This window comes from Paracoccus nototheniae (assembly GCF_004335005.1).
Classification (GTDB): Bacteria; Pseudomonadota; Alphaproteobacteria; order Rhodobacterales; family Rhodobacteraceae; genus Paracoccus; species Paracoccus nototheniae.
Genome location: NZ_RQRT01000060.1, coordinates 1 through 26019 on the forward strand (window position 1 = coordinate 1; position 26019 = coordinate 26019).

The 26019-nt window shown below is 66.6% G+C and carries 24 protein-coding genes; 22 read left to right on the plus strand and 2 right to left on the minus strand.

The features are described 5' to 3' along the window. Window positions 1–297 precede the first annotated feature (297 nt). Window positions 298–492: a hypothetical protein gene (locus tag EG885_RS17270; RefSeq protein WP_131576982.1), complete on the minus strand. Its 195-nt coding sequence runs from the start codon at window positions 490–492 to the stop codon at window positions 298–300. Between the two features lie 321 nt (window positions 493–813). Here EG885_RS17270 and rfbF point away from each other — a divergent pair, with 321 nt between their 5' ends. Genes rfbF through EG885_RS17305 form a run of 7 tightly spaced genes read left to right on the plus strand, consistent with a single transcriptional unit; the run spans window position 814 to window position 7057 of the window. Next, on the plus strand, window positions 814–1584 hold the full coding sequence (gene rfbF, locus EG885_RS17275) for a glucose-1-phosphate cytidylyltransferase (RefSeq protein ID WP_131576984.1): 771 nt from the start codon (window positions 814–816) through the stop codon (window positions 1582–1584). Window positions 1585–1588: 4 nt separating this feature from the next. Further along, a complete protein-coding gene (gene rfbG, locus EG885_RS17280) occupies window positions 1589–2641 on the plus strand; it encodes a CDP-glucose 4,6-dehydratase (protein ID WP_131576986.1) in 1053 nt (350 codons plus the stop codon). Then, complete coding sequence (gene rfbC / locus EG885_RS17285; protein ID WP_131576988.1) at window positions 2638–3195, plus strand: dTDP-4-dehydrorhamnose 3,5-epimerase; 558 nt, start codon at window positions 2638–2640, stop codon at window positions 3193–3195. Before rfbG ends, rfbC begins: the two co-directional genes overlap by 4 nt. An 11-nt stretch (window positions 3196–3206) precedes the next feature. Further along, a complete protein-coding gene (locus EG885_RS17290; RefSeq protein ID WP_242679722.1) occupies window positions 3207–4025 on the plus strand; it encodes an NAD-dependent epimerase/dehydratase family protein in 819 nt (272 codons plus the stop codon). Beyond that, window positions 4022–5074, plus strand: a complete 1053-nt coding sequence (locus EG885_RS17295) for a class I SAM-dependent methyltransferase (protein ID WP_131576991.1) — start codon at window positions 4022–4024, stop codon at window positions 5072–5074. The genes EG885_RS17290 and EG885_RS17295 overlap by 4 nt, the downstream gene beginning before the upstream one ends. Next, window positions 5067–5840 (plus strand): cephalosporin hydroxylase family protein, encoded by a 774-nt coding sequence (locus EG885_RS17300; RefSeq protein ID WP_131576993.1) that lies wholly within the window; start codon window positions 5067–5069, stop codon window positions 5838–5840. The genes EG885_RS17295 and EG885_RS17300 overlap by 8 nt, the downstream gene beginning before the upstream one ends. Before the next feature lie 11 nt (window positions 5841–5851). Then, on the plus strand, window positions 5852–7057 hold the full coding sequence (locus EG885_RS17305; RefSeq protein ID WP_131576995.1) for a glycosyltransferase family 2 protein: 1206 nt from the start codon (window positions 5852–5854) through the stop codon (window positions 7055–7057). Window positions 7058–7101: 44 nt separating this feature from the next. On the opposite strand, the gene EG885_RS17310 is transcribed toward EG885_RS17305, so the two are convergent. Beyond that, window positions 7102–9258, minus strand: coding sequence for an O-linked N-acetylglucosamine transferase, SPINDLY family protein (locus EG885_RS17310; RefSeq protein ID WP_165571184.1), 2157 nt, complete (start codon window positions 9256–9258; stop codon window positions 7102–7104). 244 nt (window positions 9259–9502) lie between these two features. Here EG885_RS17310 and EG885_RS23465 point away from each other — a divergent pair, with 244 nt between their 5' ends. The 15 genes from EG885_RS23465 (at window position 9503) to EG885_RS17375 (ending at window position 25878) form a co-directional block, all read left to right on the plus strand. Then, on the plus strand, window positions 9503–9628 hold the full coding sequence (locus tag EG885_RS23465; protein WP_278248491.1) for a hypothetical protein: 126 nt from the start codon (window positions 9503–9505) through the stop codon (window positions 9626–9628). Beyond that, window positions 9625–9726, plus strand: coding sequence for a K(+)-transporting ATPase subunit F (gene kdpF / locus EG885_RS17315; RefSeq protein WP_207392316.1), 102 nt, complete (start codon window positions 9625–9627; stop codon window positions 9724–9726). The genes EG885_RS23465 and kdpF overlap by 4 nt, the downstream gene beginning before the upstream one ends. Before the next feature lie 11 nt (window positions 9727–9737). Next, window positions 9738–11441: a potassium-transporting ATPase subunit KdpA gene (gene kdpA, locus EG885_RS17320; RefSeq protein ID WP_131576999.1), complete on the plus strand. Its 1704-nt coding sequence runs from the start codon at window positions 9738–9740 to the stop codon at window positions 11439–11441. 9 nt (window positions 11442–11450) lie between these two features. Further along, complete coding sequence (kdpB, locus tag EG885_RS17325; RefSeq protein WP_131577001.1) at window positions 11451–13490, plus strand: potassium-transporting ATPase subunit KdpB; 2040 nt, start codon at window positions 11451–11453, stop codon at window positions 13488–13490. 10 nt (window positions 13491–13500) lie between these two features. Then, window positions 13501–14091: a potassium-transporting ATPase subunit KdpC gene (kdpC, locus tag EG885_RS17330; protein ID WP_131577003.1), complete on the plus strand. Its 591-nt coding sequence runs from the start codon at window positions 13501–13503 to the stop codon at window positions 14089–14091. A gap of 3 nt (window positions 14092–14094) precedes the next feature. After that, window positions 14095–16788: a sensor histidine kinase gene (locus EG885_RS17335; RefSeq protein ID WP_131577005.1), complete on the plus strand. Its 2694-nt coding sequence runs from the start codon at window positions 14095–14097 to the stop codon at window positions 16786–16788. Next, window positions 16785–17480 (plus strand): response regulator, encoded by a 696-nt coding sequence (locus EG885_RS17340; protein WP_131577009.1) that lies wholly within the window; start codon window positions 16785–16787, stop codon window positions 17478–17480. The genes EG885_RS17335 and EG885_RS17340 overlap by 4 nt, the downstream gene beginning before the upstream one ends. Window positions 17481–17961: 481 nt before the next feature. Then, window positions 17962–19005: an ABC transporter substrate-binding protein gene (locus EG885_RS17345; RefSeq protein ID WP_165571185.1), complete on the plus strand. Its 1044-nt coding sequence runs from the start codon at window positions 17962–17964 to the stop codon at window positions 19003–19005. Window positions 19006–19030: 25 nt separating this feature from the next. Next, window positions 19031–20074, plus strand: coding sequence for an ABC transporter substrate-binding protein (locus EG885_RS17350; protein ID WP_165571186.1), 1044 nt, complete (start codon window positions 19031–19033; stop codon window positions 20072–20074). A 20-nt stretch (window positions 20075–20094) separates the two neighbouring features. Beyond that, the gene (locus tag EG885_RS22805) at window positions 20095–21144 is read left to right on the plus strand and encodes an SIS domain-containing protein (protein WP_165571187.1); all 1050 of its coding nucleotides are present in this window, start codon (window positions 20095–20097) and stop codon (window positions 21142–21144) included. Continuing rightward, on the plus strand, window positions 21141–22001 hold the full coding sequence (locus EG885_RS17355) for a carbohydrate kinase family protein (protein ID WP_165571188.1): 861 nt from the start codon (window positions 21141–21143) through the stop codon (window positions 21999–22001). Before EG885_RS22805 ends, EG885_RS17355 begins: the two co-directional genes overlap by 4 nt. Further along, on the plus strand, window positions 21998–23044 hold the full coding sequence (locus EG885_RS17360; RefSeq protein WP_131577022.1) for an ABC transporter ATP-binding protein: 1047 nt from the start codon (window positions 21998–22000) through the stop codon (window positions 23042–23044). Before EG885_RS17355 ends, EG885_RS17360 begins: the two co-directional genes overlap by 4 nt. Further along, window positions 23037–23954, plus strand: a complete 918-nt coding sequence (locus EG885_RS17365; RefSeq protein ID WP_165571189.1) for an ABC transporter permease — start codon at window positions 23037–23039, stop codon at window positions 23952–23954. Before EG885_RS17360 ends, EG885_RS17365 begins: the two co-directional genes overlap by 8 nt. After that, window positions 23951–24754: an ABC transporter permease gene (locus EG885_RS17370; protein ID WP_131577029.1), complete on the plus strand. Its 804-nt coding sequence runs from the start codon at window positions 23951–23953 to the stop codon at window positions 24752–24754. Before EG885_RS17365 ends, EG885_RS17370 begins: the two co-directional genes overlap by 4 nt. Before the next feature lie 17 nt (window positions 24755–24771). Then, window positions 24772–25878, plus strand: coding sequence for an SIS domain-containing protein (locus EG885_RS17375; RefSeq protein ID WP_207392317.1), 1107 nt, complete (start codon window positions 24772–24774; stop codon window positions 25876–25878). Window positions 25879–26019 lie beyond the last annotated feature (141 nt).

A 26019-nucleotide genomic window follows, 5' to 3' on the forward strand; every position in this document is an offset into this window, starting at 1 on the left:
CAACGGTCAGCTCCCGCAATCAGTGCTGAAGGGCCGAACGCCCATTGATGCGCTCAAGGACTGGCAAAAACAAAGGCCGGACCTGTTCAGGAAGAGGCCGTATAATCACATGGGATGTGACACCTAGATAATCTCGTCCGCGCTCATCCGCGTCGGCGGCCAGTTCCGCATCACTTTTGACATTTCGCCGTGTCGAGATGACTTTGCATCTCCATGAAGACCAAGAAAACATGCAGGCTGGTGCATTAGGTCCGTGCCGACTCTTTACGAAAGGCACTTTCTGTAAAGAGTATGGCGTCACGATGTCGGGCGTGCCTCCTCCAAGGCAAGCCGGTCCTTCAGCGCCTGCAGGATCAGATCCTCGATCTGGCGGACCCGCAGTCCGTCATCCAGCGCGAAGCGATCGACGTGCCGGCAGATCTCTGGATTTGTCGGCCCGTAAAGGCCCCAGTCATCCAGCTTGTAACTGTCCGGATGGTGCCTTGGTGTCATCTTGGCTCTCCTCGATCCGGCATGGGATGCCGTCACGAAAACTACGGCCGTCGACGCCGTCGGCTGAGCGCGAAGGCGTCGAGCGCGACTTGACGAACCTCCCCCCAATAGAGAAGCCCCGCCGAGCTGATCGACGAGGTGTGGCATGAAATCAAAAGGTCCTGGGTCTGAACGGCACCATTCCTTGATCCTCTGAAAACCGCTTGGCCTGTCGAATCCCATGGTCGGCCAATGCATCCGGCCTTGCAGCCTTAATCGAATCTCAACGCCTTCGGATTAGAACGGTCCCAGGAACTGGTTGTGACAGATGGGGATCCCGCCATGAAGGCCGTCATACTTGCCGGAGGCTACGGAACCCGCATCAGCGAGGAATCGCATCTGCGCCCCAAACCCATGATCGAGATTGGTGGCCGCCCGATCCTGTGGCACATCATGAAGACCTATAGCGCGCATGGGATCAATGATTTCGTCATCTGCTGCGGCTACAAGGGTTATGTCATCAAAGAATATTTCGCCAACTATCTGCTTCATCTTTCGGATGTGACCTTCCATCTGGACGAGAACCGGATCGAGGTTCATCAGCGCCGCGCCGAACCCTGGCGCGTCACACTGGTCGATACGGGTCAGAACACGATGACCGGGGGGCGCCTGAGGCGGGTGGCGGGCCATATCGACGGCACCTTCTGCCTGACCTATGGCGATGGGCTGGCCGATGTCGACATCTCTGATCTGATCGCCTTTCACCGCCTGTCGGGCCGCGCTGCCACCGTGACCGCGGTGCAGCCCGCAGGCCGTTATGGCGCGCTGGAAATCGAGGGCGAGCGGGTGACCCGGTTCGAGGAAAAACCATCGGGCGACGGTCGCTGGATCAATGCCGGTTTCTTCGTGTGCGAACCATCCGTTCTGGACCATGTCGAGGGCGACGATACCGCATGGGAATCCGATCCGATGGAAAGCCTGGCCCGTCAGGGGCAGCTGTCGGTCTATCGCCACGGCGGGTTCTGGGGTGCGATGGACACGCTGCGCGACAAGACCCAGCTGGAGGCGATGTGGCAGGCCGGGCGCGCGCCCTGGCAGGTCTGGGCGGCCTGACGCCATGATCGACTGGTCGCAAAAGCGGGTTCTGGTGACGGGGCATACCGGCTTCAAAGGCGCATGGCTCAGCGAGATGCTGCTGGCACGGGGTGTCGTGCCCGCCGGTCTGGCGCTGGCCCCGGACGGGCAGCCCGCCCTGTTCGACGGCCTGCAACTGGCAAGTCGCATGGATCACGCCGTCCTCGACATCCGTGACGGGGCTGCCGTGACACGGCGGGTGCGCGCAATCCGTCCCGACATCGTGTTTCATCTGGCGGCGCAACCTCTGGTTCGGCAATCCTATCGCCAGCCGGTCGCCACATGGGCCACGAATGTCATGGGCACCGCCTGCCTGCTGGAGGCGCTGACCGGACTGGACACGCCCGTGGCGGTCGTGGTGGTCACCACGGACAAGGTCTATGCCGAACGGGACTGTCCGCATGGCTACCGAGAAACCGACCGTCTTGGCGGGCATGATCCCTATGCCGCGTCCAAGGCGGCGGTCGAGCTGCTGGTCGACAGCTGGCGGCTGTCCTTTGCCGGGTCCGGCCTTCGCATCGCGACTGCGCGGGCCGGGAATGTCATCGGGGGCGGCGACCGGGCACGGGACAGAATCCTCGCCGATCTGGCAGCGGCTTTTTCCGGCGACCGGGCCCTGAGACTGCGCAACCCCGGTGCAACGCGCCCCTGGCAGCATGTTCTGGACCCGCTGGCAGGCTACCTGGCGCTTTCCGAACGCTTGTCGGTGTCGGACGATCCTTGCTGGCAACAGGCGTGGAATTTCGGTCCCGACCCGTCCGGCATCAGGGCCGTGCGCGATCTTGCGACAGAGGCACAGCGCCATTGGCCCGGCACCATCATCGAAAGCCCGCCAACCGACGCCCCGCACGAGGCCGCCCGGCTGTCACTTTGCATCGACAAGGCGCGCAGCCTGCTTGGCTGGCAGCCGCAATGGCCCTTTGCGCGGGCCGTGGCGGAAACCGTCTCATGGTATCGCGACGTCGCGGGCGGGGCATGCGCGGCCACGCTGACCCGGGCCCAGATCGCCCGGCATGCGGGTGCAGGTGCGGCATGATCCTGACCCCCCTGACGCTGAACGGCGCCTTCCGGATCGATCTGGATCCCCATCACGACGCACGCGGATTTTTCGCGCGGCAGTTCTGCGCGGCGACGCTGGCATCGGTTGGGCTGAACGATCATTGGGTGCAGGGCAACACCTCGGTCACCGAACGACAGGGCACGGTGCGGGGTCTGCATTTCCAAAGCGCGCCCCGGGCCGAGGTCAAGATGGTCAGATGCGTGCGCGGCGCGATCTTCGATGCGATTGTGGACATGCGACCGGGATCGGCCAGCTTCGGCAACTGGACGGGGCTGACACTGTCGGCGCAGAACCGGACCGCGATCTATGTGCCGCAGGGTTTTGCGCATGGGTTCCAGACGCTGGAGCCGGATTGCGAGGTCATGTACCTTGTCTCGGCCCCCTACAGCCCGCTGCACGAGGGCGGCATCCATCATGCAGACCCCGCGATCGGCATCGGCTGGCCGCTTCCTGTCACGGGGGTCTCGGATCGGGATCAGGCCCTGCCCGCGCTGGCCGCATCCGGGGCCGGGTCCGGGGCCGGGTCGTGATGCGCGTCCTGATGACAGGTGCGACGGGTTTCGTGGGCCGGCAGGTTCTGAAAGGGCTTCTGGCCCGCAAGGCGACTGTCACGGCGGTCGTTCGCCCCGACCAGCCCCATCCGCCGGGCACGACCCGGCTGGAACTGGTCGATGCGTTCGCGACGGATGCCGATCGCTGGTCGGCACATGCCGCAGGGCATGACACGGTCTGCCACGTCGCGTGGTTCGTCGATCCGGACAATTACCTGCAATCGACCCTGAACTTTGCCTGCATGGGCGGCACGTTGGCTTTGGCCCGAGGCGCGGCTGCCGCAGGCGTCACCCGGTTCGTGGGAATCGGGACATGTTTCGAATACGACCTTGCGACCTCCGCGCCGCTTGGCACCGACGCGGCTCTGGCCCCACGCTCGATCTATGCTGCGACCAAAGCGGCGACATGGAAGGCGCTGGCGGAGAGCCTGCCGCAGATGGGTGTGTCGCTGGCATGGTGCCGCTTGTTCTATCTGTACGGAGAGGGCGAGGATCCCCGCCGTCTGGTTCCCTATTTGCGGGCGCGTCTTTCAGCGGGTCTGCCGGCCGACCTGTCGCACGGGCAACAGGTCCGCGATTTCATGGATGTCGCCCGGGCCGGCGATGCCGTGGCGGCGGTCACCACCGGAACCTGTTCGGGGGCCGTGAACATCTGCTCCGGCCAGCCGGTGACGATTGCCGATCTGGCCCGTCAGATCGCGGCGCAATACGGACGGCCCGACCTGCTGCGCCTTGGTGCCCGCCCTACCCGTCCCGATGACCCCGCTTTTGTGGTGGGCCGGCCCACCCCCCTGAAGGAGCTCGCATGACCGACGCCCCCTTATATGTCCAGTCGGCGATGCCGGTGTTTCAGAACCGCCTCTATGACAGTCCCGTGGCGGCGCGTGCCTGTCCCACCGGCGACATCCGGCTGATCCAGGATCCCGTGACGGGGCTGATCCGCAATGCCCGGTTTCAGCCCGAACGAATGACCTATGACGCGCAATATCAGAATGAACAGGGCCTCAGCCCGACATTCCGCCGCCATATGGACAGCGTTCTGGACCTTCTGGAACGGCATATGGGCCGGACCGGGCTGGTCGAGATCGGCTGTGGCAAGGGGATGTTCATGGACCTGATGGCCGCCCGCCGGATCGAGGCGCAGGGCTTTGACCCCGCCTATGAAGGGAATGATCCCCGCATCCGAAAGGCGTATTTCACGCCCGAAACCGGCCTGTCGGCCCAGGGGATCATTCTGCGCCATGTGCTGGAACATGTTCCGGACCCGGTCGCCTTTCTGGCCGATCTGGCGGCGGCGAATGGCGGCGGCGGTCTGATCTATATCGAAGTTCCGTGCTTTGACTGGATCATCGCGCACCGGACCTGGTTCGACATTTTCTATGAACATGCCAATTACTTCAGGCTTGCCGATTTTTCGCGCATGTTCGGGTGCATCCTGCATGCCGGACGGGGCTTTGGCGGACAATATCTGACGGTGATCGCGGATCTGGCGACGCTGCGCCGCCCGCGATGCGATCCCGATGACCGCGTGACACTGCCCGCCGACTTCATGCAGGGTCTGGCCGATGCCGGTGCCGACAAGGGCCCCGTCGTGGTCTGGGGCGGATCGTCAAAGGGCGTCGTCTATGCCCTGCTGCAAGAGCGGGCGGGCAGACGCGTGGACCGGGTCATCGACATCAACCCGGCCAAGCAGGGCGGCTATCTTCCCTGCGCCGGCCACCGCGTTCTGTCTCCGTCCGACGGTCTGTCGGACCTGCCGGACCGCGCGACCATCCACATCATGAACCCGAATTACGAACAAGAGATCCGCGCGATCGCCGGGCCGCGGTTCCAGTACAAGGTAATGAAACATGGCTGATTTTCAGGCCGAGATGGCGGATCGCCTGCGCGCTGCGCCCGGGAACGGACCGTTGACCGCCTCCGCCCGCGCCTTCATGCAACAGTCGGTCTCGGCGCGTTATTCCTATAATTATTGCTGGATGGGGCGCCCGATCATCCAATATCCGCAGGACGTGATGGCCCTGCAGGAGCTAGTCTGGCAGGTGCGACCCGACATCATCGTCGAGACCGGGATCGCGCATGGCGGGTCGCTGATGCTGTCGGCCTCGCTGCTGGCGATGCTCGATCTGTGCGACGCGGCCAATGCGGGGTGCAGCTTGGACCCGGCCCGCCCCGACCGGCGTGTGATCGGCATCGACATCGACATCCGGCCAGACAACCGCGCGCAGATCGAGGCGCATCCCCTGCGCCATCGGATCACCATGATCGAAGGATCGTCCATCGATCCGCAGGTGGTGGACCAGGTCCGCGACCAGATCACGCCCGACCGCCGTGTGCTGGTCTGTCTGGACAGCAATCACACCCACGACCACGTTCTGGCGGAACTGCGTGCCTATGCCCCGATGGTCAGCCGCGACAGCTATTGCATCGTGTTTGACACCATCGTCGAAGCCCTTCCGCAGGATCTGGCCTTCGACCGTCCCTGGGGGCCCGGCAACAGCCCCGCGACCGCCGTGCGGGCGTGGCTTCCGGACAATTCCGACTTTCAGATCGACGGCTCGGTTGACGCCAAACTGCTGGTCTCGGTCGTACCGGGCGGATTTCTGCGCCGGATATCGGGCTGAAGGGAACGATCATGACCATTCTCAGCATCTGCATCCCGACCTTTAACCGCGCGTCCTATCTGCAGCGGCTTCTGGCCTGCCTTGCGCAAGAGCTGGCGGGAACGGACGGACAGATCGAGGTCGTGGTGTCGGACAACGCCTCGACCGACGACACGGCGCGGATCTGCGCGTCCAGCCCCCTGGGCACGGTCCTGCGCTATGTCCGCCAGTCCCGCAATATCGGCGCAGAAGCGAATATCCAAAGCGTGATCCGGCAGGCGCGCGGCACCTATGCCGTCTATCTGGCCGATGACGACATTCTGCTATGGCCCGGCATCGCCGAAGCGTTGGCCCTGCTGGATGCGGACCCCGATGCCACAGCCCTTTACGCGCCCTGGACGCATGTCGATCTGGTGCGCAACCGGACGGGACGGCAATTCTATCATCAGACCGGCATCGCGACGATCGCACGATGCGATTATCTGCATCTGGCGCGCCACATACTGGACAACCGGATCTTCTCCGAGATTTTCATCTGCCGCACCGACATCTATCGCCGCATCATCCCGGGCCACACCGATATCGCGTTCTGGGCCTTTACGGCGCCCTGCATGCTGCTGGCCTTCGGCAGGCTGATCTATGCGCCGACACCGTTCTATGGCTCGGTCACCCGGCATTTCGACGGCGACGACCGGACCCAGCTGGGCATGACCGAGGTGCAGATGGGCTGGGACCGTTATCGCGGCGGGCTGGAGCATCTGATCGGTCTGGCCCGGCCACAAGCCAACGCGCACGACATCGCGGGCCTGATCGCCAGCGCCGACGTCATCGTCCGGGATCGGATGCTGGTCGCGCTGCGGCTGCGGCTGACACACGGCGGCGATCCATTGGAATCGCTGGATCTGGCCACGCGCCTGCGCGGCCTTGGCTGCGAGGCCGACCTGCCACAGCCACTGGACCAGATCCGCAGTGCGGCGGCGATCCATGCATTGGGACATCAGATCGCACCGGTGGTTCAGGGCAGACGGCGGGTTCTGGCGGGCGCCTTCCCCCCCGAGGCGGTCGCCTTTGCCACCAGCCGCTGCGGCCTGCCCGTTGCCTTGCACAGCCCCGGTCGCGTGGATGGCAACGATATCGTCCTGATTGCGGGCAACGGGGCCGGCCTGTCACCCGATCTGGATATCGGGGCCGCAGCCTTTGCGATCACCGAGGCGGATCTTCTGGCCCGCTATCCCTGACACAAAGCCAGCAGCGGCTGGCCCAAAACCACCTTCGCGATGGATCAGACCGCGCGATCAGCCGACCGGGCCGCAGCCGGAACATCAAGATCGACCGGAGCCAGTCCCGCGCGGCTGCGTTCGGCGGTGATCTCGAACGCCGTCTCAAGATGGCGGACAAAGCGCCGCGTGTCGAACAGGGCCGAAACCGGACGGTCTGCGATCAGTTGCCGTCTGATGGCGGCCAGGCGATCCAGCGAGCGCGCCAATGTCAGGGCCATGCGCTCATAGGCGGCCTCCTCCGCGGCGATCAGTCCGGGCTGACCCGCCGCGCAAAGCAGGCTGGCCGCCACCCGTGAGGCGAAATGGCGTCCCGGCATGGTCAGCACGGGCAACCCCGCCCACAACGCATCACTGCAGGTCGTGTGCGCATTGTAGATGAAGGTGTCCAGAAACAGATCGGCGGCGGCGTGTCGCCTCAGATGATCGTGCAAGGGGGCCTTGGCGGCAAAGACCAGCCGGTCCGCGTCTACTCCCCTGCGCCCGGCCTCGGCGCGCAGGTGGGTTTCGGCCCAGGGATTGTCTTTCAGCAGCCACAGCACGCTGCCTTCGACCTTGTCCAAGAGCCGCATCCAGATGTCGAATTCACGGGGAGAGATCTTGTAGATCGCGTTGAAGCAACAGAACACAAAGCCGTTCGGCGGCAGGCCGTATTCCGCGCGCGGCAGGGCCGGGCCGGGCAGCGGTCGTGCATCGTCGTTGATCTGATAGCTGTCGGGCATCCGGATCACGCTTTCGCTGAAACCCGCCCGGAACCGGTCCGGAACCGTGACCCCGTCGACGATCGCATAGTCAAAGGCGTCGCTGCCCAGCGTGCCGGGCCAGCCCAGCCATGACATCTGAACCGGTGCCGCCCGGTCCGCGAAGATCGCCATGCGGTTGTCGGCGGTGTACCCCTTCAGATCGATGGCGATATCGATACCGTCCCTGCGCGCTCTGGCGGCGATATCGGCATCGGTCATCTTGCGGATATCGCAGAAATGCTCGACCGCGGCGACCAACCTGCGGCGCGACGGGCTGTCATCCTCTTTTCCATAGGAATAGGCGAAAATTTCGAACCTGGACCGGTCGTGATGTTCGAACAGGCCGGCCATCAGCACCATCGTGGCGTGCTTTTCGAAGTCGGACGAGAAATAGCCGATCCGCAGACGCCCGTCCGCTGCAACGGGCCGTGCCGCCAAAGCGCGGGCTGTCGGCGGCATCAGCGTGCCTGATGCGCGTTCGGCATGCGCCCGCTGCACCATGGGATCGTCGGTCAGGCTGATGATCGGCCCCGGGTTCAGATCGGGGTCGCGCTGACCGAGGCGGGCGACAAGATCGGCCTGACGCGGCCATTCGCGCCAGTCGGCGATCTGTGCCCGGTTCTTGATCATCCCCAGAACGGCCCTGTCATTGGGCCTGATCCGGTCGGCGCGTTCGAACCATGACAGCGCCGCGGGTATGTTCCTCGCCGCCTCGGACACGATCCCGGCCAGAAACGGCGGCTGGAACCGGTCGGGCCAGCGGTCCATCGCGGCCGTCAGCATGGCCATCGATTCGTCAAAGCGGCCCAGCTTTTTCAACATCATCGCGCAGCTTTCAGAAGGCTGCGGCTGGTCGGGCAGCAATGCGATGGCGTGCCGGTAATGCACCAGCGCGACGTCAGGGCATTCGATCCGGGCATAAAGGGTCGCCAGCCGCCACTGCGCCTGCGCATGGGCGGGATCTTTGTCCACCGCCAGTTCCAAGCAGGCGATGGCGTGCCGGATCTGGTCGCGATCCTCATGCACCTTGGCCAGCCCGATCAGCGGATCGGCGGCCTGCGGGTCCAGCGACAGCGCCGTCATGAAGCAGGAATGCGCGGTGTCCGCATCAGACAGTTTCAGCGCCAGATAGCCCATCACGGTCCAGAGCGGTGCAGATTTCGGAAAGCGCTTTGCCAGATCGCGGGCCATTGCAAAGGCTGCCGCCGGGTTTCCCTCGGCCGAGAGGGACGCGATGCGGGCCAGACCTGCCGCAGCGGCCCCGGGCGCCGTCCCGGCAGTCAGCTGCGCCAGCGCCTGTTGCGCGCGCCGGTTGGCGGGATGGTCGTTCAGGATCGCCCCCAGCGCCTTGCGTGCCGCACCTGTGTCACCCGACCGCGCAAACGACCGGGCCTTGATCAGCTGACGTTCGATGGACATGGCTGTCGCTCCCCCATGATTGTGCACCGTGCCGGGACACCGCCCCCCGCATGGTCCGGTCTCTGTGCTAGACGAGGAATCTTTACATCCCGTGAACGGGCCCGCCGACATGGGTCATCTTCCGGACGGCAAAAGACCCTGGGCACTGGCCGGGCATGAGGGGCGCAACAGGTCATTCAGGCACCGATCCTTACGCGTCTTTTACGCACGCGGCGCGGATGCGGCATAGCATCCTGACGCGCCTGTGGACGACTGTCGGGCAACGACAATCACCACGGGGTTTCCCATGTCCGACATTCTCTACCTGACGCTTGGCGCAGGCGGCTTTCTGGCGCTGATGGCCGGGATCCGCGCGCTGGCCCGCATGTGACGGGGGCCGCGATGTTCGATCTTATCCTTGGCCTTGCCGTCGCAGTGGGGCTGTTCGGCTATCTGGTCACGGCGCTGATGCGCCCCGACCGGTTCTGACGGGGGCACCGATGTCATCCGATCATCTGGTTTTCACCCTTTATGCTGTGGTGACGGTGGGTCTGGCCTGGCTGCTGGCAGTCTATATGCACCGCGTCTTTACCGGCCAGCGCGTCTGGTCCAGCCCCGCCATCGCGCCGCTCGAGCGTGCCTTTCTGGCCGCCGCAGGTACGGGCCCCGATCGGGTTCAGGGCTGGGCCGGCTATGCCATGGCCGTTCTGGCCTTCAATCTGGCGGGGTTCGTTTTCCTTTACGCCGTGCTGCGGCTGCAGGGGATGCTGCCCGGAAACCCGCAGGGCATCGGCCCGATGTCGGCGGATCTGGCCTTCAACACCGCGATCAGCTTTGTCACCAACACCAACTGGCAGGCCTATTCCGGCGAGGTACAGCTGAGCTATCTCTCGCAGATGGTCGGGCTGACCGTGCAGAACTTCGTGTCTGCCGCAACCGGCATGGCCGTGGCTGTGGCCGTGATCCGCGGCTTTGTCGCGACCGGCACCGGCAAGCTGGGCAATTTCTGGGTCGATCTGGTCCGGGCAGTTCTTTACGTCTTGCTGCCCCTGTCGATCATCGCGGCACTGGTGCTGATCTGGCAGGGCGTGCCGCAATCGCTTGGCGCCTCTGTCCGCGCCACCACGCTGGAGGGCGCACAACAGATCATCGCCCAAGGCCCCGCCGCCAGCCAGATCGCCATCAAGCAACTGGGCACCAATGGCGGTGGATTCTTCGGCGTCAACTCGGCCCATCCGCTGGAAAACCCGACGATCCTGTCGAACATGATCCAGTCGGTCTCCATCCTGCTGATCCCGGTGGCATTCTGTTTCCTGTTTGGCCGCATGGTGAACGACCGCCGTCAGGGTTGGGCGATCTTTGCCGCGATGGGCGTGCTGTTCGTCGCGGGCCTTCTGCTGATCAACGCCCCCGAACAGGCGGGCAATCCGCTGCTGACTCAGGCGACCGGCATCACCGGCCCCAATATGGAGGGCAAGGAGGTCCGCTTTGGCGCCACCCTGTCGGCGCTGTGGGCACAGGCGACCACGGCAGCCTCGAACGGGTCGGTCAATGCGATGCATGACAGCTTCATGCCGGTTTCGGGGCTGGTCATGCTGCTGAACATGCAGGTGGGCGAGGTCATCTTTGGCGGCGTCGGTGCCGGGTTCTATGGCATGCTTCTGTATGTGGTGCTGGCAGTGTTTCTGGCCGGGCTGATGGTCGGACGCACACCCGAATATCTGGGCAAGAAGATCGAGGGGCGCGAGGTCGCACTGGCCGTGCTGGCCTTTCTGTCGATGCCGTTGGGCATTCTGGTCTTTGGCGCACTGGCAGCCACCGTCCCTTCGGCGCTGAGCGCGGTGCAGGACGCCGGGCCGCATGGCCTGTCCGAGATCCTCTATGCCTACAGTTCGGCCACCGGCAACAACGGCTCGGCCTTTGGCGGTTACGGGGCGGCGGCGCCGTTCCATACCACCTTGCAGGGCATCGCCATGCTTCTGGGCCGCTATGCGATCATCATCCCGATGCTGGCCGTCGCCGGTTCGCTGTCAGTCAAGACCCCGGCGCCTGCCACGGCAGGCACGTTCCCCACGCATGGCCCTCTGTTCGTGGTGCTGTTGACCCTCAGCGTGCTGATCCTTGGCGCGCTGACCTTCTTTCCCGCCCTGGTTCTGGGCCCCATCGCCGAGCATGTGTCGATGCTGGGCGGGCAAAGTTTCTGAGGAAATCCCATGTCCAAGCAATCCCTTCCCGTGCCGTCGATGACGGCGCTGGCCCCGGCGGCGGCGCGGCAGGCGCTGACCAAGCTGGCGCCCCGGGCGCTGCTGCGCAATCCGGTCATCTTTGCCACCGCCGTGGTGGCGGGGATGGTCACCGTCCTTGGCCTGCGCGATCTGGCGACCGACGTGCCGGATGCCGGGGCCGCCGTCCAGATCGCCGTCTGGCTGTGGGCGGCGGTCGTGATCTCGAACTTCGCCGAGGCGCTGGCCGAGGGGCGGGGCCGTGCCCGCGCCGACAGCCTGCGCGCCACCAAATCCGACACCATGGTCCGCGTCCTGGCCGCCCCCGACAGTGCGCATGACAGTGCCGCGATGGTGTCGTCGGCCATGTTGAAGCAGGGCCAGATCCTGCTGGTGGTTGCCGGCGACATCATCCCGGCGGATGCGGATGTGGTTCAGGGCGTCGCATCCGTCGATGAAAGCGCCATCACCGGGGAAAGCGCACCCGTCATCCGCGAATCCGGCGGCGATTTCAGCTCGGTCACCGGCGGCACGCGGATCGTGTCCGACTGGCTGGTGCTGCGCGTCACCGCCGAGCCGGGCCGCAGTTTCCTCGACCGGATGATTGCGCTGGTCGAAGGGGCCGAGCGCGCCAAGACCCCGAACGAGATCGCGCTGAACATCCTGCTGGCCGGGCTGACGCTGATCTTTCTGCTGGTGGTGGTCACGCTGGAGCCCTTTGCGCGCTTCTCCGGCACCTCGATCTCGGTGGTCTTTCTGGCGGCTTTGTTCGTGACGCTGATCCCCATCACCATCGGCGGGCTGCTATCGGCCATCGGCATCGCCGGCATGGACCGTCTGGCGCGCGCCAATGTGGTCGCGAAATCGGGCCGCGCGGTCGAGGCTGCGGGTGATGTGGACGTGCTGTTGCTGGACAAGACCGGCACAATCACCTTTGGAAACCGCATGGCCGACGCGCTGATCGCGGCCCAAGGGGTCACCGATGCCGATCTGGCCCGCGCGTCGCTGGCCGCCAGCCGCGCCGACGACACGCCCGAGGGCAAATCCATCGTCGAACTGGCCCGCAAGCAGCCGGGCGCAGAGGTGCCCATGGCCGATGTGGCGCAGGCCATCGCGTTCTCGGCCCAGACCCGGCTGTCGGGCGCGGATCTGACCGATGGCACCCAGCTGCGCAAGGGATCGGTCGATGCGATCCTGCGACAGACCGGCGGCACGATGGACCCAAGTCTGGCAGCCTCCGTCGATCAGATCGCACGGTCGGGCGGCACGCCGCTGCTGGTGTCGCAAGACGCGCGGATCATGGGCGCGGTGCATCTGAAGGACATCATCAAGCCGGGCGTGCGCGAACGGTTCGCGGAACTGCGCGCGATGGGCATCCGCACGGTGATGATCACCGGCGACAACCCCCTGACCGCCGCCGCCATCGCCGCCGAGGCCGGCGTCGACGATTTCCTGGCCGAAGCCACGCCCGAGAGCAAGCTGGACCTGATCCGCGCCGAACAGGCCAAGGGCCAGCTGGTCGCCATGTGTGGCGATGGCAGCAATGACGCGCCCGCGCTGGCGCAGGCCGATGTGGGGGTTGCGATGAACTCGGGCACCTCGGCAGCCAAGGAGGCCGCGAACCTGATCGATCTGGACAGCGACCCCACCAAACTGATCGAGGTTGTGCTGGTGGGCAAGCAATTGCTGATCAGCCGGGGTGCGCTGACCACCTTCAGCATCGCCAATGACGTGGCCAAGTATTTCGCGATCCTGCCCGCGCTGTTCATCGCGGCCTATCCGGGGCTGGCGGTGCTGAACGTGATGGGGCTGCAAAGCGCCTCCAGCGCGATCCTGTCGGCGGTGATCTTCAACGCGCTGGTCATTCTGGCGCTGATCCCGCTGGCGCTGCGGGGGGTCAGGTATGCGCCCTCCAGTGCAGCGGCGCTGCTGCGGCGCAATCTGACGCTCTATGGCCTTGGCGGCCTGATCGTCCCCTTTCTGGGCATCAAGGCCATCGACATGGCCGTGAACGCCCTGGGTCTGGTGTAAGAGGAATCCCATGAACGACCATATCCGCCCTGCCCTTGTCACCCTTGGCCTGATGATCGGGCTTACCGGGCTGGCCTATCCGCTGGCGATCACCGGGCTGGGGCAGGCCCTGATGCCGGTCGAGGCCAATGCCAGCCTGATCACCCGCGATGGCCGGATCATCGGATCGGCGCTGGTCGGTCAGGCCTTTGCCGCGCCCGACTATCTGCATCCGCGCCCCTCGGCCGTCGAATACGACGCGGCGGCGGCAGGGGCGTCCAATCTGGGGCCGACCAGCGCGCCGATGCTGGCCGATCAGACCGCGCGCGCCACCGCCTATGCGGCGGAAAACGGCACCGACCGGGTGCCTGTCGATGCCGTCACCACCTCGGCCAGCGGGCTGGACCCGCATGTCTCGCCCGAGAATGCCGCTGCGCAGGCAGGACGGATCGCGGCAGCGCGGGGCGTGCCGGTGGAACAGGTGCGGGCGCTGATCGCCGCGCAGACCGAGCCGCGCTGGCTGGGCCTGTTCGGGGAACCGCGCGTCAATGTGCTGCTGGTCAATCTGGCCCTTGACGCGGCATGGCCGCAAACCCCCACTGATCCGGCAACCGAAGGCTGATCCATGAGCGTGACCGACCTGCGCCCCGAACCCGACGCCCTGCTGGCGCAGGCCGCCCGCGAGGGGCGCGGGCGGCTGAAGATCTTTCTGGGTGCGGCCCCCGGCGTCGGCAAGACCTATGCCATGCTGGAGGCCGCCCGCCGACGCAGGGCCGAGGGCGTGGATGTCGTCGCCGCCGTCGTGGAAACCCATGGCCGGGCCGAAACCGAGGCGCTGTTTCAGGGCCTTGATCTGCTGCCCAAGCGGGCGCAGTTCTATCGCGACCGCATCCTGCACGAGATGGATCTGGACGCGCTGCTGGCCCGGCGTCCGCAACTGGCCCTGATCGACGAGCTGGCCCACAGCAACATTCCGGGCAGCCGCCACGAGAAACGCTGGCAGGATGTCGAGGAGGTTCTGGCGGCGGGCATCGACGTGCTGACCACGCTGAACGTGCAGCATCTGGAAACGCTGAACGATCTGGTGACCCGCATCTCGGGGGTGCGGGTGCGCGAGACGGTGCCCGATGCCATGCTGGACGGCGCCGACGAGATCGAACTGGTCGACTTGCCCCCCGAAGAGCTGATCGAACGGCTGCGCGCGGGCAAGGTCTATGTGCAGGATCAGATCGCGCGGGCGGTGCAGAACTTTTTCTCCAAGGGCAATCTGACTGCGCTGCGCGAACTGGCCATGCGGGCCGCCGCCGACAGGGTCGATGCACAATTGCGCGAACATATGCGTGCCCATGCCATTGGCGGACCCTGGCCCGCACAGGAACGCATCCTGGTCGCGCTGACCGAAAGCCCGGTGTCGCGCACGCTGGTCAGGACGGCCAAGCGGATGGCCGACCGCGCGCGGGTGGATTGGGTGGCGGTCACCGTCACCTCGGCCGGGGCGGGCGCCTTGCCCGAAGCCGACAGGGATGCGCTGGCGCAGGCCCTGCGGCTGGCCGAACGCTTGGGCGCCGAGATCGCCACCCTGCATGCCGCAGGCCCCATCGGCGACGAGCTGCTGGATTATGCGCGCCGCCGCAATGTCAGCCGCATCCTGTTGGGCCGCGCCCGACCGCGCCCGTGGTGGCGCCGAATGGCGCGCGAGGATGTGGCCCGCGCGGTCATCGAACAGGGCCGCGATTTCGCGGTGACGGTGGTGTCCGACCCGCAAAAGGGGCTGACGCCCGCGCCGGTCCGGCACTGGTCGGTGGATCGCGACCCGCGCGCCTATGGCAAGGCCACGTTGGCCGTGATCGCGGCCAGCCTGCTGGCCCTGTCCGCAGACCGGGTCTTTCCGGTGACCTCGCTGTCGCTGATCTTCATGACCGGGGTGATCGTGGTCGCGGTCCGGCAGGGGCTGTGGCCATCGCTTTACGCATCCCTGCTTAGTTTTTTGACCTATAACTTCTTCTTCACCGATCCGCGCAACACGTTCTTTGTGATCCGGCAGGATCAGATCATGACGCTGGTGCTGTTCCTGATCGCGTCCACCCTGACCGGCAATCTGGCGGCACGGCTGCGTGACAAGGCGCTGGCGCAGCGCGACATCGCGATGCGCACGAACCTGCTTTACGATTTCGCCCGGCAGGTCGCGGGCGCCGGATCCTCGGTCGCGGTGCTGCATGCCGCCGCCACCCATGTCGCCGCCGCCTTGGGGGGCGAAGCGGTGCTGATGCGCCCCGGCCCGATGGGCCGCCCGGTGATCGAGGCCGCCCAGCCCCCGCGCGACGCCCTGGACCTGCGCGATGCCTCGGCCGCCGACTACGCCTGGACCCGGGGCGAAGAGGCCGGGCGCGGCTCGGGCACGCTGCCCGCCAGCCGCTGGCTGTTCCTGCCGGTGGGCAGCGGCGACCGGCGGCTGGCGGTGCTGGGCATCGCCTTTGCCGACGGGCGCAGTCTGGCGCCCATGGACCGGCGGCTGCTGGACGCGATGACCGATCAGATCGGCGTGGCGCTGGAACGCATCGCGCTGCAGGGCGATCTGGAACAGGCGCTGGTCACGTCCGAGGCCGAACGCCTGCGCGCCGCGCTGCTGTCCTCGGTCAGTCACGATCTGCGCACGCCGCTGGTCTCGATCATCGGGGCCGCGTCCTCGCTGGCCGATCCGTCGCTGGCGCTGTCGGCCCCCGCCCGCGCCACCATGGCCGAGACGATCCGCGACGAGGGCGAACGGCTGGACCGCTATATCCAGAACCTGCTGGACATGACCAGGCTTGGCCATGGCGCGCTGGTGCCCAAGCGCGTGCCCGCCGATCTGCGCGACATCGCGGGCAGCGCCCGCCACCGCCTGCGCGGCGCGCTGCGCGATCACCGGGTCGAGGTGTTGGTCCCCGCCGATCTGCCCGCCGTGCTGGTCGATCCGCTGCTGATCGAACAGGTGGTCATGAACCTTCTGGACAATGCCGCCAAATATGCGCCCGAGGGCAGCCGCATCCGGGTCACCGCCAGCCTGCGACAGGATGCGCAGGGGCAGGTGGCCGAACTGTCGGTCGGCGACGAGGGGCCGGGCATTCCCGCAGAGGCACGCGACCGCGTCTTTGACATGTTCTATCGCGTGGCCGAGGGCGACGGCCAGCGCGCGGGCACCGGCCTTGGTCTTGCCATTGCACGCGGCATCGTCGAGGCGCATGCTGGCCGGATCGCGGCGCTGCCTGCCAAGGATGGGGGCCCCGGCACCCGCATCGCACTGACCCTGCCCTTGGCCGAACCGGATCGCCTTGCATGACCGCCCCCATCCCCGCCCGCATCCTGATCATCGACGACGAAGCCCCGATCCGCCGTTTCCTGCGCGTCGCGCTGGAGGCCCAGGGCCATCATGTGACCGAGGCCGCCTCGGGCCGGGCGGGCATCGAGGCCTGCGCCCTGACCACCCCCGAGGCGGTGATTCTGGATCTGGGCCTGCCCGACATGGACGGGCGGGACGTGCTGGCCCGGCTGCGTGACTGGACGCAGGTGCCGGTTCTGGTCCTGTCGGTGCGCGCATCCGAAGGCGACAAGGTCGCCCTGCTGGATGCGGGGGCGCAGGATTACGTTACCAAACCCTTTGGCATCGGCGAATTGCTGGCCCGCCTGCGCGGCCTTCTGCGCGACCGCACCGCCGCCATGCCGCAGGGCGCCGCGCTGCATGTCGCCGATCTGACCATCGACGCGGCCACCCGCAGCGTGCTGAAGGCCGGCAGGGCCGTTCATCTGACCCGCAAGGAATTCGATCTGCTCTGGCTGCTGGCCTCGAATGCCGGGCGGCTGGTCACCCAAGGCATGGCGCTGGAACAGGTATGGGGCCCGGCCCATCTGGAAGACAGCCAGTATCTGCGCGTCTTCATCCGCCAACTGCGGGCCAAGATCGGCGATGATGCCGGAAACCCGCATTATATCTTTACCGAGGCCGGGGTCGGCTATCGCTTCGCGGCAGGCTGACGGCGGGCGTCGGGGTCTTCTGCATTAGCCTGCCGCACAGGCGGCGATCGCGACCAGCACGGCATGCCCGGTCCATTGCCGCAAAGGCGGGCGGCCTGAAAGATGCCGGTCTTTACGGCAATGCACCCGCCGCAGTCGGTGAATATGCGCGCAGCCCCGGATCAATGCTTGCCTGACGGGGCTTTCTTTGTTTCACTTCTCTCATGGAACATTCCGTCGCCATGAGAATCGCTGGTCTGGGTGGCTGCTGCTGCAGCCCGGTCACCGCGTGCAAATCTCGGCGCCGCCTTCCCAGCTGGAAGTCGCGTTCCTGCCGCCTCTATGTCACGTTGCTGCACACCATCGGCAACGACAGGCCCTGACCGGGGCCTTCCCGACCTGCGGATTTCCCATCACTGACAGATCCTGAATGGACGCGCCGCGATGCGGTCCGGGATGTCCGCAACGAACCCTTCATCATCCTCAACAGGGAGTTTCAGGCATGGACCTGAACCGTCGAACCATGCTTGGCATGGTCGGCTCGGGCGTCGTCATGGCCGCATCGGGGTTACCGGTGCTGGCGCAGGACAGCCGAGAGCTTGTGATCGTTACCTATCCCGGGGCCTTGTCCGGCCCCCACCGCTGGCTGGCCGATCAGATGGAGGCCCGCCATCCCGGCCTGCGCATCCGGCTGGTGCCATCCGACAGTCAGGATATCGTGGCCCAGATCAAGGCCGCGCAGGGCTATGTTCCCTATGACGCCGGACCCAATGACGAACCGCCGCATCTGATCGGCCTGTCCGAAGGGTATCTGGCCGCGCGCGACGACGCGCAAATCCCCAATCTGGCCAATGCGCTGCCCGAATTCGTCGCCAAAAGTCAGGGTTCCGGGGTGCCCGCCACCTATTCGCTGGTGGGGCTGGCCGCGAATACCGATGTGGTGCCCGACCTGCCGCAAAGCTGGGCCGATCTGTGGGCGCCGCGCTTTGCAGGTCAGGTCGGCATTGCCCGCACCTCGTCCAATCTGGGGCTGGCGACGCTGGTGCAGGCGGCCAAGACCTTTGGCGGATCCGAGGACGATCTGGAGATCGGCTGGCAAAAGCTGAAGGAACTGGCCCCGCGTGCCGCCCGATCGCCCGCCGCCCTGACCCAGATGCTGGAGCGCGAGGAAATCGCCATCGCACCCTTGTGGAACAACAACACCGCCGGTCTGTCGCAGATGGGCCTGCCCATCCGCTTTGTGAAACCCGTCGACGGGCCCGTGGCGATCCTGTCGTTCTTTTCGGGCTTTGCCAATTCGGCCCAACCCGATCTGGTCGCCGAATGGCTGAACGGGATCCTGTCGCAGGACTATCAGGCCCATGCGGCAGCCGCGCCCTATTACTTTGGCCCGACGGTGACCGGCGTGACGGTCCCGCCCGAAGCGGCCGCCTTCACCCCCAGTTCGGCCGAGGAAATCGCCGCGCTGCAAACCATCGACTGGTCCAAGATCGTGCCGCAGCGATCCGAACTGGTCGACCGCTTCGACCGTGAATTCTCGATCTGATCCCGATATCACAAGGATGAACCCCATGACCCTGTCCCGTCGTCACTTTCTGGGCACCGGTGCCGCGCTTGGCGCCGCCACCTTTGCCATGCCCGGCCTTGTCCGTGCCCAATCCGCGCGCGAGCTGATCGTCGTCAGTTTTGCCGGTCAGCTGCAGGAGCCGCATCGCTGGCTTGCCGACCAGATGGAGGCCGAAATCCCCGGCCTGACCGTGCGCCTGGTCCCCAGCGAAAGCCAGGACATCGTCGCCCAGATCAAGGCCGCGCAGGGCTTTTCGCCCTATGACGTCATGCCCAATGGCGAGCCGCCGCACCTGATCGCGCAGACCGAAGGGTATATCGTGCCGCTGGACGCCGCAGCCGTCCCCAATGCCGCCAATATCGAACCGACCTTTATGGCGCTGGCCAACGGGTTCGGCGTGCCCACCAGCTATTCGCTGATCGGCATCGCCTATAACGAGGCGCTGGTTCAGACGCCGCCGACCTCGTGGGAGGATATGTTCGCGCCTGAACTGCGGGGGATGGTCGGCTTTCCTCGCGCCTCGTCCAACCTTGGGCTGGGTGCGCTTGTGGCGCTGGCGCGTCTGCGCGGCGGGTCGGAATCCGATCTTGAACCGGGCTGGGCCGCGTTGGAGGAATTGCAGCCGGTGATCGGACGCTCGCCCTCGCAGCTGATCCAGATGCTGGAACGCGAAGAGATCGCGATGGCGCCGATCTGGAACAACGATGCGGCGGGGGCGGCGGGCAAGGGGCTGCCGATCCGCTTCGTGATGCCCGATCCCGGGCCGATCGTGGTGCTGTCGATCACCTCGCAGATCGACGGCACGCAGCATCCCGATCTGGTGCATGACTGGATGAACCGCCTGCTGTCGCCGGAATATCAGGCGCGCGCGGCGGATGCGCCGTATTTCTTCGGACCGACCGTGGCGGGGGTCGAGGTTCCGGCCTCGGCTGCCGAATACACGCCGACCACGCCCGAGGCGCTGGCCAGCCTGCAGACCGTGGACTGGTCGGTGATCGCCCCGCAGCGAGGCGAGATCGTGGACCGCTTTGATCGGACCTATTCCTGATGCAGGCTGCGGATCTGTTCATGAAACGCGATATCGGGCGACAGCCCGATGTCCTGCGCGACCTTTCCCCGGGGCTGGCGGTTCTGCGCGACCGCGCAGCCGCCGTCGCCTTGCGCGGTCCGGTGGGCCGTGTCTGGGTCATCGGCTGCGGCGACGGCCTGTTCGCCGCCGAGGCGGTGGGACGCGACGCCCGGCAGGCGGGGCTGGACTGGCAGGCCGTCGGTCCGATGGACCTGCTGGTGGAACCAAATCGCGTTCATCCCGGCGATGTCGCCGTGCTGATGTCGATGTCCGGCAATGTCGACCGCACCGTCGAGGCCACAGGGCTGATGCGCGACCGGGGGCTGCGCCTGCTGGCCATCGTCAACGGCGATGGTGGCCGCTTGGGCGCGCTGGTGCCCGACCGCTGGTCCATGGATCTGCCTGATCTGGCGCCGTTCCTGTGCGGCACGTCCAGTTTCGCCGCGACCCTTGCGGCGCTGCTGACCGTCATCGCCGGTCTGTCAGGGCAGCCCCCCGTCGATCTGGACGCCCGCGCCCTCGCGGATGCCGACCGGGCCGCCGATCGGATGATGCACGGCATCGATCTGAGCGATTTCACCGGGTTGCGGTATCTGGCCTCGGGCGGCATGTTTGGTCTGGCCCGCTATGGCGCCGCGAAATGCGTCGAAGTCGCCGCGCGCCCCGTCTGGAGTGCCGAGCTGGAGGAATTCGCTCACAGCCAGTTCTGGACCATGTCGCCGCGCGATCTGGTCGTGCTGATCGCCGCATCGCCGACCGAGGCCGCTTATGCCGATGCCTCGGCCGATGCGCTGGCGCAGATGGGCACGCGGACGCTGGCGCTGGATTGCGACGCGGCCCCGGTGCCGCGTGCGACGATGCGCCTGACGGTCCCGCAGGCCGGGCCTGCCGGGCTGTGCCATCTGCCGGGGCTGCAGCACCTGGCCTATGCCTTGGGCACCGCCGACGGTCTGGACCCGAACCGCCGCCTGCATCTGAAGGCGGATCAGGCGCGGTTCCGCACCAGCCGCCTGCTGACCCGCAGATCGCTGCTGGGCCAGGGGACATGACCGACGTCACCGTCCTTGGCTATCTGTCGATCGACAGCCTGTCGCATGAGGCGGGCGACGCGGTGCGGCAACCGGGCGGCGCGGCGCTGTATGGCGCGCTTGGCGCGCATCGTGCCGGTGCCATGACGGCAATCGTGGCCAGCACCGGACCGGACTGGCCTAAAGGCTGGACCCACGCCCTGTCGGAATGCGGGATCGCGACGCATGGATTGACGCCCCGAGCCGATCCGACGCGCCGGACCCAGATCCGGCACGGGCTGGGGCTGCGTCAATCGCCTCACTATGGCAGTGCGGACTGGCTGGCCGCGACGCTGGCGCATCAGCCGCACGCTGCGGGCGCCGATGGCCGGGTGCTGGTGGCGACGCCGATGCCGGTCAGCGCGCTGGCAGGCATCCTTGATGCCGCCGGCGACCGGCCCGTGGTTGCGGACACGTCCGAATGGGTGGCCGCCAACCAGACCGCCCGTCTGCTGGCGCTGCTGGGCCGACTGAGCGTCTTTGCCCCCAGCTGCGAGGAAACGCGCCTGCTCTGTCCCGGCCTTGACGACGATCAGTCGGCGCTGGCACTGGCCGCCATCGGTCCCTGCATCATCCAGAAACGCGGCGCGCAGGGGCTGGTGGTCGTGCAGGGCGCCGACCTGCACCGCCTGCCCGCCCATCCCGCACAGGCCGTGGACCCGACCGGCGCCGGAGACGCCGTCACGGGCGCCATCGGCGCAGGCCTTGCCCGGGGCCTGACCCCCTTTGCCGCCGCACACGCGGCCATGGCCATCGGTGCGATGGCTGTCTCGGGGATGGGGCCCTCTGGCCTTGGCCTGAGCGTGCCCGCCCAAACCCTTCCGGAGGAGATCCCATGAGCGATCTGGAAATCGACCGCCTGTCCAAGCGCTATGGCAAGTTGCAGGTGCTGACCGACTGCAACCTGATGGCCGAGGGCGGGTCGGTGGTGACCCTGCTGGGCCCAAGCGGCTGCGGCAAGACCACGCTGTTGCGCAGCATCGCGGGGTTCGTCGAACCCGATGCGGGCCGCGTGATGGTGGGCGGGCGCGACATCTCGATGCTGCCGCCCAACCGGCGCGACGTGGCGTATGTGTTTCAGAACTATGCCCTGTTCCCGCATCTGACCGTGGCCCAGAACGTGGCTTACGGCCTGACCGTCCGCCGCCGCCCCCGGGCCGAGATCGCCCGCCGCGTCGACGAGGCCTTGGGTCTGGTCGCGCTGTCCGATTTCGGCGGGCGCTATCCCAAACAGATGTCGGGCGGCCAGCAGCAGCGCGTGGCCATCGCCCGGGCGCTGGTGCTGGAACCGCAGGTTCTGTTGCTGGACGAGCCGTTCAACGCACTGGATGCGCAGCTGCGGCTGACCATGCAGGTCGAATTGCGCAAGCTGATCGACCGGATCGGCATCACCTCGATCTTCGTGACCCATGATCAGGCCGAGGCGATGATCCTGTCCGACAAGGTCGCCGTCATGCATGGCGGCCGGATCGAACAGCTGGCGCCGCCATTGGCCATCTATGACCAGCCCTCGACCCCCTTCGTGGCCGATTTCATCGGTCGGGCCAATATCATGCCGGTGCAGGTCCGGGCGGGGCACACCCAGACACCGCAGCCGGTGCCGACGCCCCGCCCCGACGGCCCCGCCGTGATGATCGTGCGCCCCGAGAATTTCGAGGTGGTGCCCGGCACCGCCACCGGCTGGCCGGGGCGCATCGGCTTTGCCACCGCGCTTGGCGCGACCATCGAATACGAGGTCGATTGCGGCATGCCCGACGCGCTGCGCGTGTCCATGGCGCGGGCGCCGGGTGCGGGGCCGCTGGCGCAGGGCACGGATGTCACCCTGCGCCTTCGCTCGACCGATGGCGCGATCGTGCTGGCAGGCGGGGCCGCCCATGTCTGATGCAACGCTGGCAGCCCTGCCACCCCGTCGCATGTCCTGGCGCAGACGCATTCTTGAAGGCGGCGGTTTCTGGCCCGCCGTGCCCGCGCTGGTCTATCTGGCGGTGTTTCTGGTCGCCCCCATCGTCACCCTGCTGGGGTTCGGCTTTGTCACGCTGGATCGCGGGCAGGTCGCCGATGGCAGTGTCACGCTGGAACACATGACCGGCGTTCTGACCGATCCGCTGGTCTGGCGGCTGACATGGCGCAGCTTCTGGGTGGCGGCGGTGGCCACGACCCTGACGCTGTTTCTGGCCTATCCGGTGGCCTATGCGTTCAGCCATGTTCAAGGCATCTGGCGCACGCTGCTGCTGGTGGCGATCATCTCGCCCTTGCTGACCTCGGCGCTGGTGCGGGCCTATGCGTGGATTGTGATCCTGGGCGGGCGGCGCGGTCTGCTGAACCAGACGCTGCTGTCCACCGGGATCATCGACCAGCCGCTGCAGATCCTGAACACCTCGATGGCGGTGCTGATCGGCATGACGCAGATCCACCTGCCGTTCATGATCCTGCCGCTGCTGGCCGTGCTGGCCGAACGCGACAAACGGTATGAAGAGGCCTCGCTGAACCTTGGCGCAGGTCAGGTCGCGACCTTTTTCAAGGTGGTCGTGCCGATGAGCCTGCCGGGCATCGTCGCCGGTTTCGCACTGGTGTTCGCGGTGTCCTATACCAACTTCATCATCCCGCAACTGCTGGGCGGGGGCAATTATTCCACGCTTGCGGTGCAGGTCTATGAACAGACCATCGTGGTGCTGGACTGGTCGCGCGGGGCCGCCTTGGCCACGCTGCTGCTGGGCAGTTGCTTTGTGATGATCCTGTTGATCACCGCCGTCGGCGCCCGCCTGACCCGGTGGAGCGAGGTTTCCAAATGACCCAATCGCTTGTCGATCGCATTGGCCGCGCGGTCCTGATTGCGCTGGCCTGCCTGTCGATCCTGCTGCTGGTCGGACCCAGCCTGATCGTGATCGCGATTTCATTCGAGCCGCGCGGATATATCGCCTTTCCACCCTCGGGGTTCTCGATGCGCTGGTATGGCGAGGTGTTCCAGAACCGGCAGCTGATGGACGCGTTCCTGACATCGCTGCGGGTGGCGGGGCTGGTCATGCTGGTCTGTCTGGCCCTTGGCATCCCGGCGGCCTTCGCCGCGATCCGGGGGCGGTTCGGGGGCAAAAGCGCGCTGAACGCGTTCCTTTTGTCGCCCCAGATGATGCCGGGCATGGTGATCGGCATCGCCACGCTGTTCTTTGGCGCCTATTTCGCCTGGCGTCAGTCGGACCTGATGCTGGTCGTCAGCCTGTCGGTGTTCTGCCTGCCCTTTGTGGTGCGCATCGTCATGGCGCGGCTGGCAGCCCTGGACCCCGGTCTGGATGAGGCCAGCGCCAATCTGGGCGCGGGCCGGGCGCAGACCTTCTTTCGCATCACCCTGCCGCAACTGGCGCCCTCGGCGATCGCTGCGGCGGCCTTCACCTTTATCGAGGCCTTCGACAATGTGACGGTGGCACTGTTCACCTCGGATGTCAGGGCACGGCCCCTGCCGGTCGAGCTGTATTATCTGGTTCAGTTCGAAAGCACCCCGATGATCGCGGCGATCTCTGCGCTGCAGATCGGGTTCTCACTGATCGTTCTGGTCATTCTTGCCCGCACCATTGGGCTGGATCGGATCGGGCGATGACATTCATGGACGACGAGATGACCGATTATTCTGCGCGCCTGCGGGCGCTGACTGCCGAACCGTCACGCGATGACGCCCGAAACGAGGCCCGGCTTGGCCGGGTCCAGCGCACCCGGGACGAGATGGGCGGTCAAGGCCGCGCGATCCGCGACACCTTGGACAGCGCCGCATCGGGCCTTGAGGGGCTGGCCCGGATGGCCGCCGCCACCCCGTTCCGGCAGATCGCCGTCTTTGGCTGCGGCGACAGCTGGTTTGCGGGCATGGCGATGCGCCACGCGATGGAGGATGCATCCCGCCTGCCGGTTCTGGCTGCACAGGCGCTGGATCATGCACATTATCCCTCGCTGGCGGTGGGTCCGGGCACGCTGGCGATCGGCATCAGTTCGGGCGGCAATACCCCTGCGGTGATGCAGGCCCTTGCCGCAGCGGCGCGTCAGGGGGCGATGACACTGGGCCTGACCAATACCGAAGGCAGCCCGATCACCCAGACCTGCGATCTGTCGCTGATGGTCCGTGCCACCCGGCGCGGCTGGCCCACGCAGGCGACGTCTGCGACCATGGCGCTGCTGGTCGAGATTGCGGCCCGGATCGGACAGGGGGGCAGCCGCGCGGGCCTGTTGGGTGAACTGGCCGGGGTGATCGACGCCCAGATCGCCGGTCTGGATGACCGCTGCCAGTCTTTGGCGCGTGGCATCGCATCCGCCAATCTTGTGCTGACCACGGGCCTTGGCCCCAATTTCGCCGCCGCCGGGATCGGGGCGGCCAAGATCCGCGAATTGTCGCCCATCCATGCCTTTGCCCTGCCGCTGGAAGAGGTGCACCATTACCGATCGTTCAAGCGCGGCGATCCGGTGATCGTGATCGCCACCGATCCTGCCGCAAGCGAACGCGCGCTGGACACGGTGCTGGTCGCCCGGGACGCGGCCGCGCCCGTCATCGTCCTGCTGTCCCGGCCCGCCCCCCCGATCGAGACGCGCGCCCAATGCCTGCATCTGCCGCCGGTGCCCGCCGGGTTCGAGCCGCTGATCGCCATCGCGCCGCTGCATCTGCTGGCCTATCATCTGGCGGTGATCCGGGCCGAGATGGGGCTTGGTGCGCCCCCGAACCTGACGGCAGCACCATGACCGCCCCGGTTGTCCCCGTTGCCATCGCCTGCGGCGGCATCCTGATCGACAGCGTCGTGACGGCCTGCGGCAGGATCAACGAGAATGCCCTTGGCGGCAATGCCGTCTATGCCGCCGCCGCTTTGCGGTTGTGGCTGGGGG

Excerpts from the sequence above, each read along its gene's own strand:
- rfbG (WP_131576986.1), top strand. The coding sequence starts at position 1,589 with ATGATCGACTGGTCGCAAAAGCGGGTTCTGGTGACGGGGCATACCGGC.
- EG885_RS17305 (WP_131576995.1), top strand. The coding sequence starts at position 5,852 with ATGACCATTCTCAGCATCTGCATCCCGACCTTTAACCGCGCGTCCTAT.
- EG885_RS17345 (WP_165571185.1), top strand. The coding sequence starts at position 17,962 with ATGGACCTGAACCGTCGAACCATGCTTGGCATGGTCGGCTCGGGCGTC.
- EG885_RS17355 (WP_165571188.1), top strand. The coding sequence starts at position 21,141 with ATGACCGACGTCACCGTCCTTGGCTATCTGTCGATCGACAGCCTGTCG.
- rfbF (WP_131576984.1), top strand. The coding sequence starts at position 814 with ATGAAGGCCGTCATACTTGCCGGAGGCTACGGAACCCGCATCAGCGAG.
- EG885_RS17335 (WP_131577005.1), top strand. The coding sequence starts at position 14,095 with ATGAGCGTGACCGACCTGCGCCCCGAACCCGACGCCCTGCTGGCGCAG.
- EG885_RS17365 (WP_165571189.1), top strand. The coding sequence starts at position 23,037 with ATGTCTGATGCAACGCTGGCAGCCCTGCCACCCCGTCGCATGTCCTGG.
- EG885_RS17340 (WP_131577009.1), top strand. The coding sequence starts at position 16,785 with ATGACCGCCCCCATCCCCGCCCGCATCCTGATCATCGACGACGAAGCC.
- EG885_RS22805 (WP_165571187.1), top strand. The coding sequence starts at position 20,095 with ATGAAACGCGATATCGGGCGACAGCCCGATGTCCTGCGCGACCTTTCC.
- kdpA (WP_131576999.1), top strand. The coding sequence starts at position 9,738 with ATGTCATCCGATCATCTGGTTTTCACCCTTTATGCTGTGGTGACGGTG.
- kdpC (WP_131577003.1), top strand. The coding sequence starts at position 13,501 with ATGAACGACCATATCCGCCCTGCCCTTGTCACCCTTGGCCTGATGATC.
- EG885_RS17375 (WP_207392317.1), top strand. The coding sequence starts at position 24,772 with ATGACCGATTATTCTGCGCGCCTGCGGGCGCTGACTGCCGAACCGTCA.
- EG885_RS17360 (WP_131577022.1), top strand. The coding sequence starts at position 21,998 with ATGAGCGATCTGGAAATCGACCGCCTGTCCAAGCGCTATGGCAAGTTG.
- EG885_RS17300 (WP_131576993.1), top strand. The coding sequence starts at position 5,067 with ATGGCTGATTTTCAGGCCGAGATGGCGGATCGCCTGCGCGCTGCGCCC.
- EG885_RS17295 (WP_131576991.1), top strand. The coding sequence starts at position 4,022 with ATGACCGACGCCCCCTTATATGTCCAGTCGGCGATGCCGGTGTTTCAG.
- kdpB (WP_131577001.1), top strand. The coding sequence starts at position 11,451 with ATGTCCAAGCAATCCCTTCCCGTGCCGTCGATGACGGCGCTGGCCCCG.
- EG885_RS17310 (WP_165571184.1), bottom strand. The coding sequence starts at position 9,258 with ATGTCCATCGAACGTCAGCTGATCAAGGCCCGGTCGTTTGCGCGGTCG.
- EG885_RS17290 (WP_242679722.1), top strand. The coding sequence starts at position 3,207 with ATGACAGGTGCGACGGGTTTCGTGGGCCGGCAGGTTCTGAAAGGGCTT.
- EG885_RS17370 (WP_131577029.1), top strand. The coding sequence starts at position 23,951 with ATGACCCAATCGCTTGTCGATCGCATTGGCCGCGCGGTCCTGATTGCG.
- EG885_RS17350 (WP_165571186.1), top strand. The coding sequence starts at position 19,031 with ATGACCCTGTCCCGTCGTCACTTTCTGGGCACCGGTGCCGCGCTTGGC.
- rfbC (WP_131576988.1), top strand. The coding sequence starts at position 2,638 with ATGATCCTGACCCCCCTGACGCTGAACGGCGCCTTCCGGATCGATCTG.
- EG885_RS17270 (WP_131576982.1), bottom strand. The coding sequence starts at position 492 with ATGACACCAAGGCACCATCCGGACAGTTACAAGCTGGATGACTGGGGC.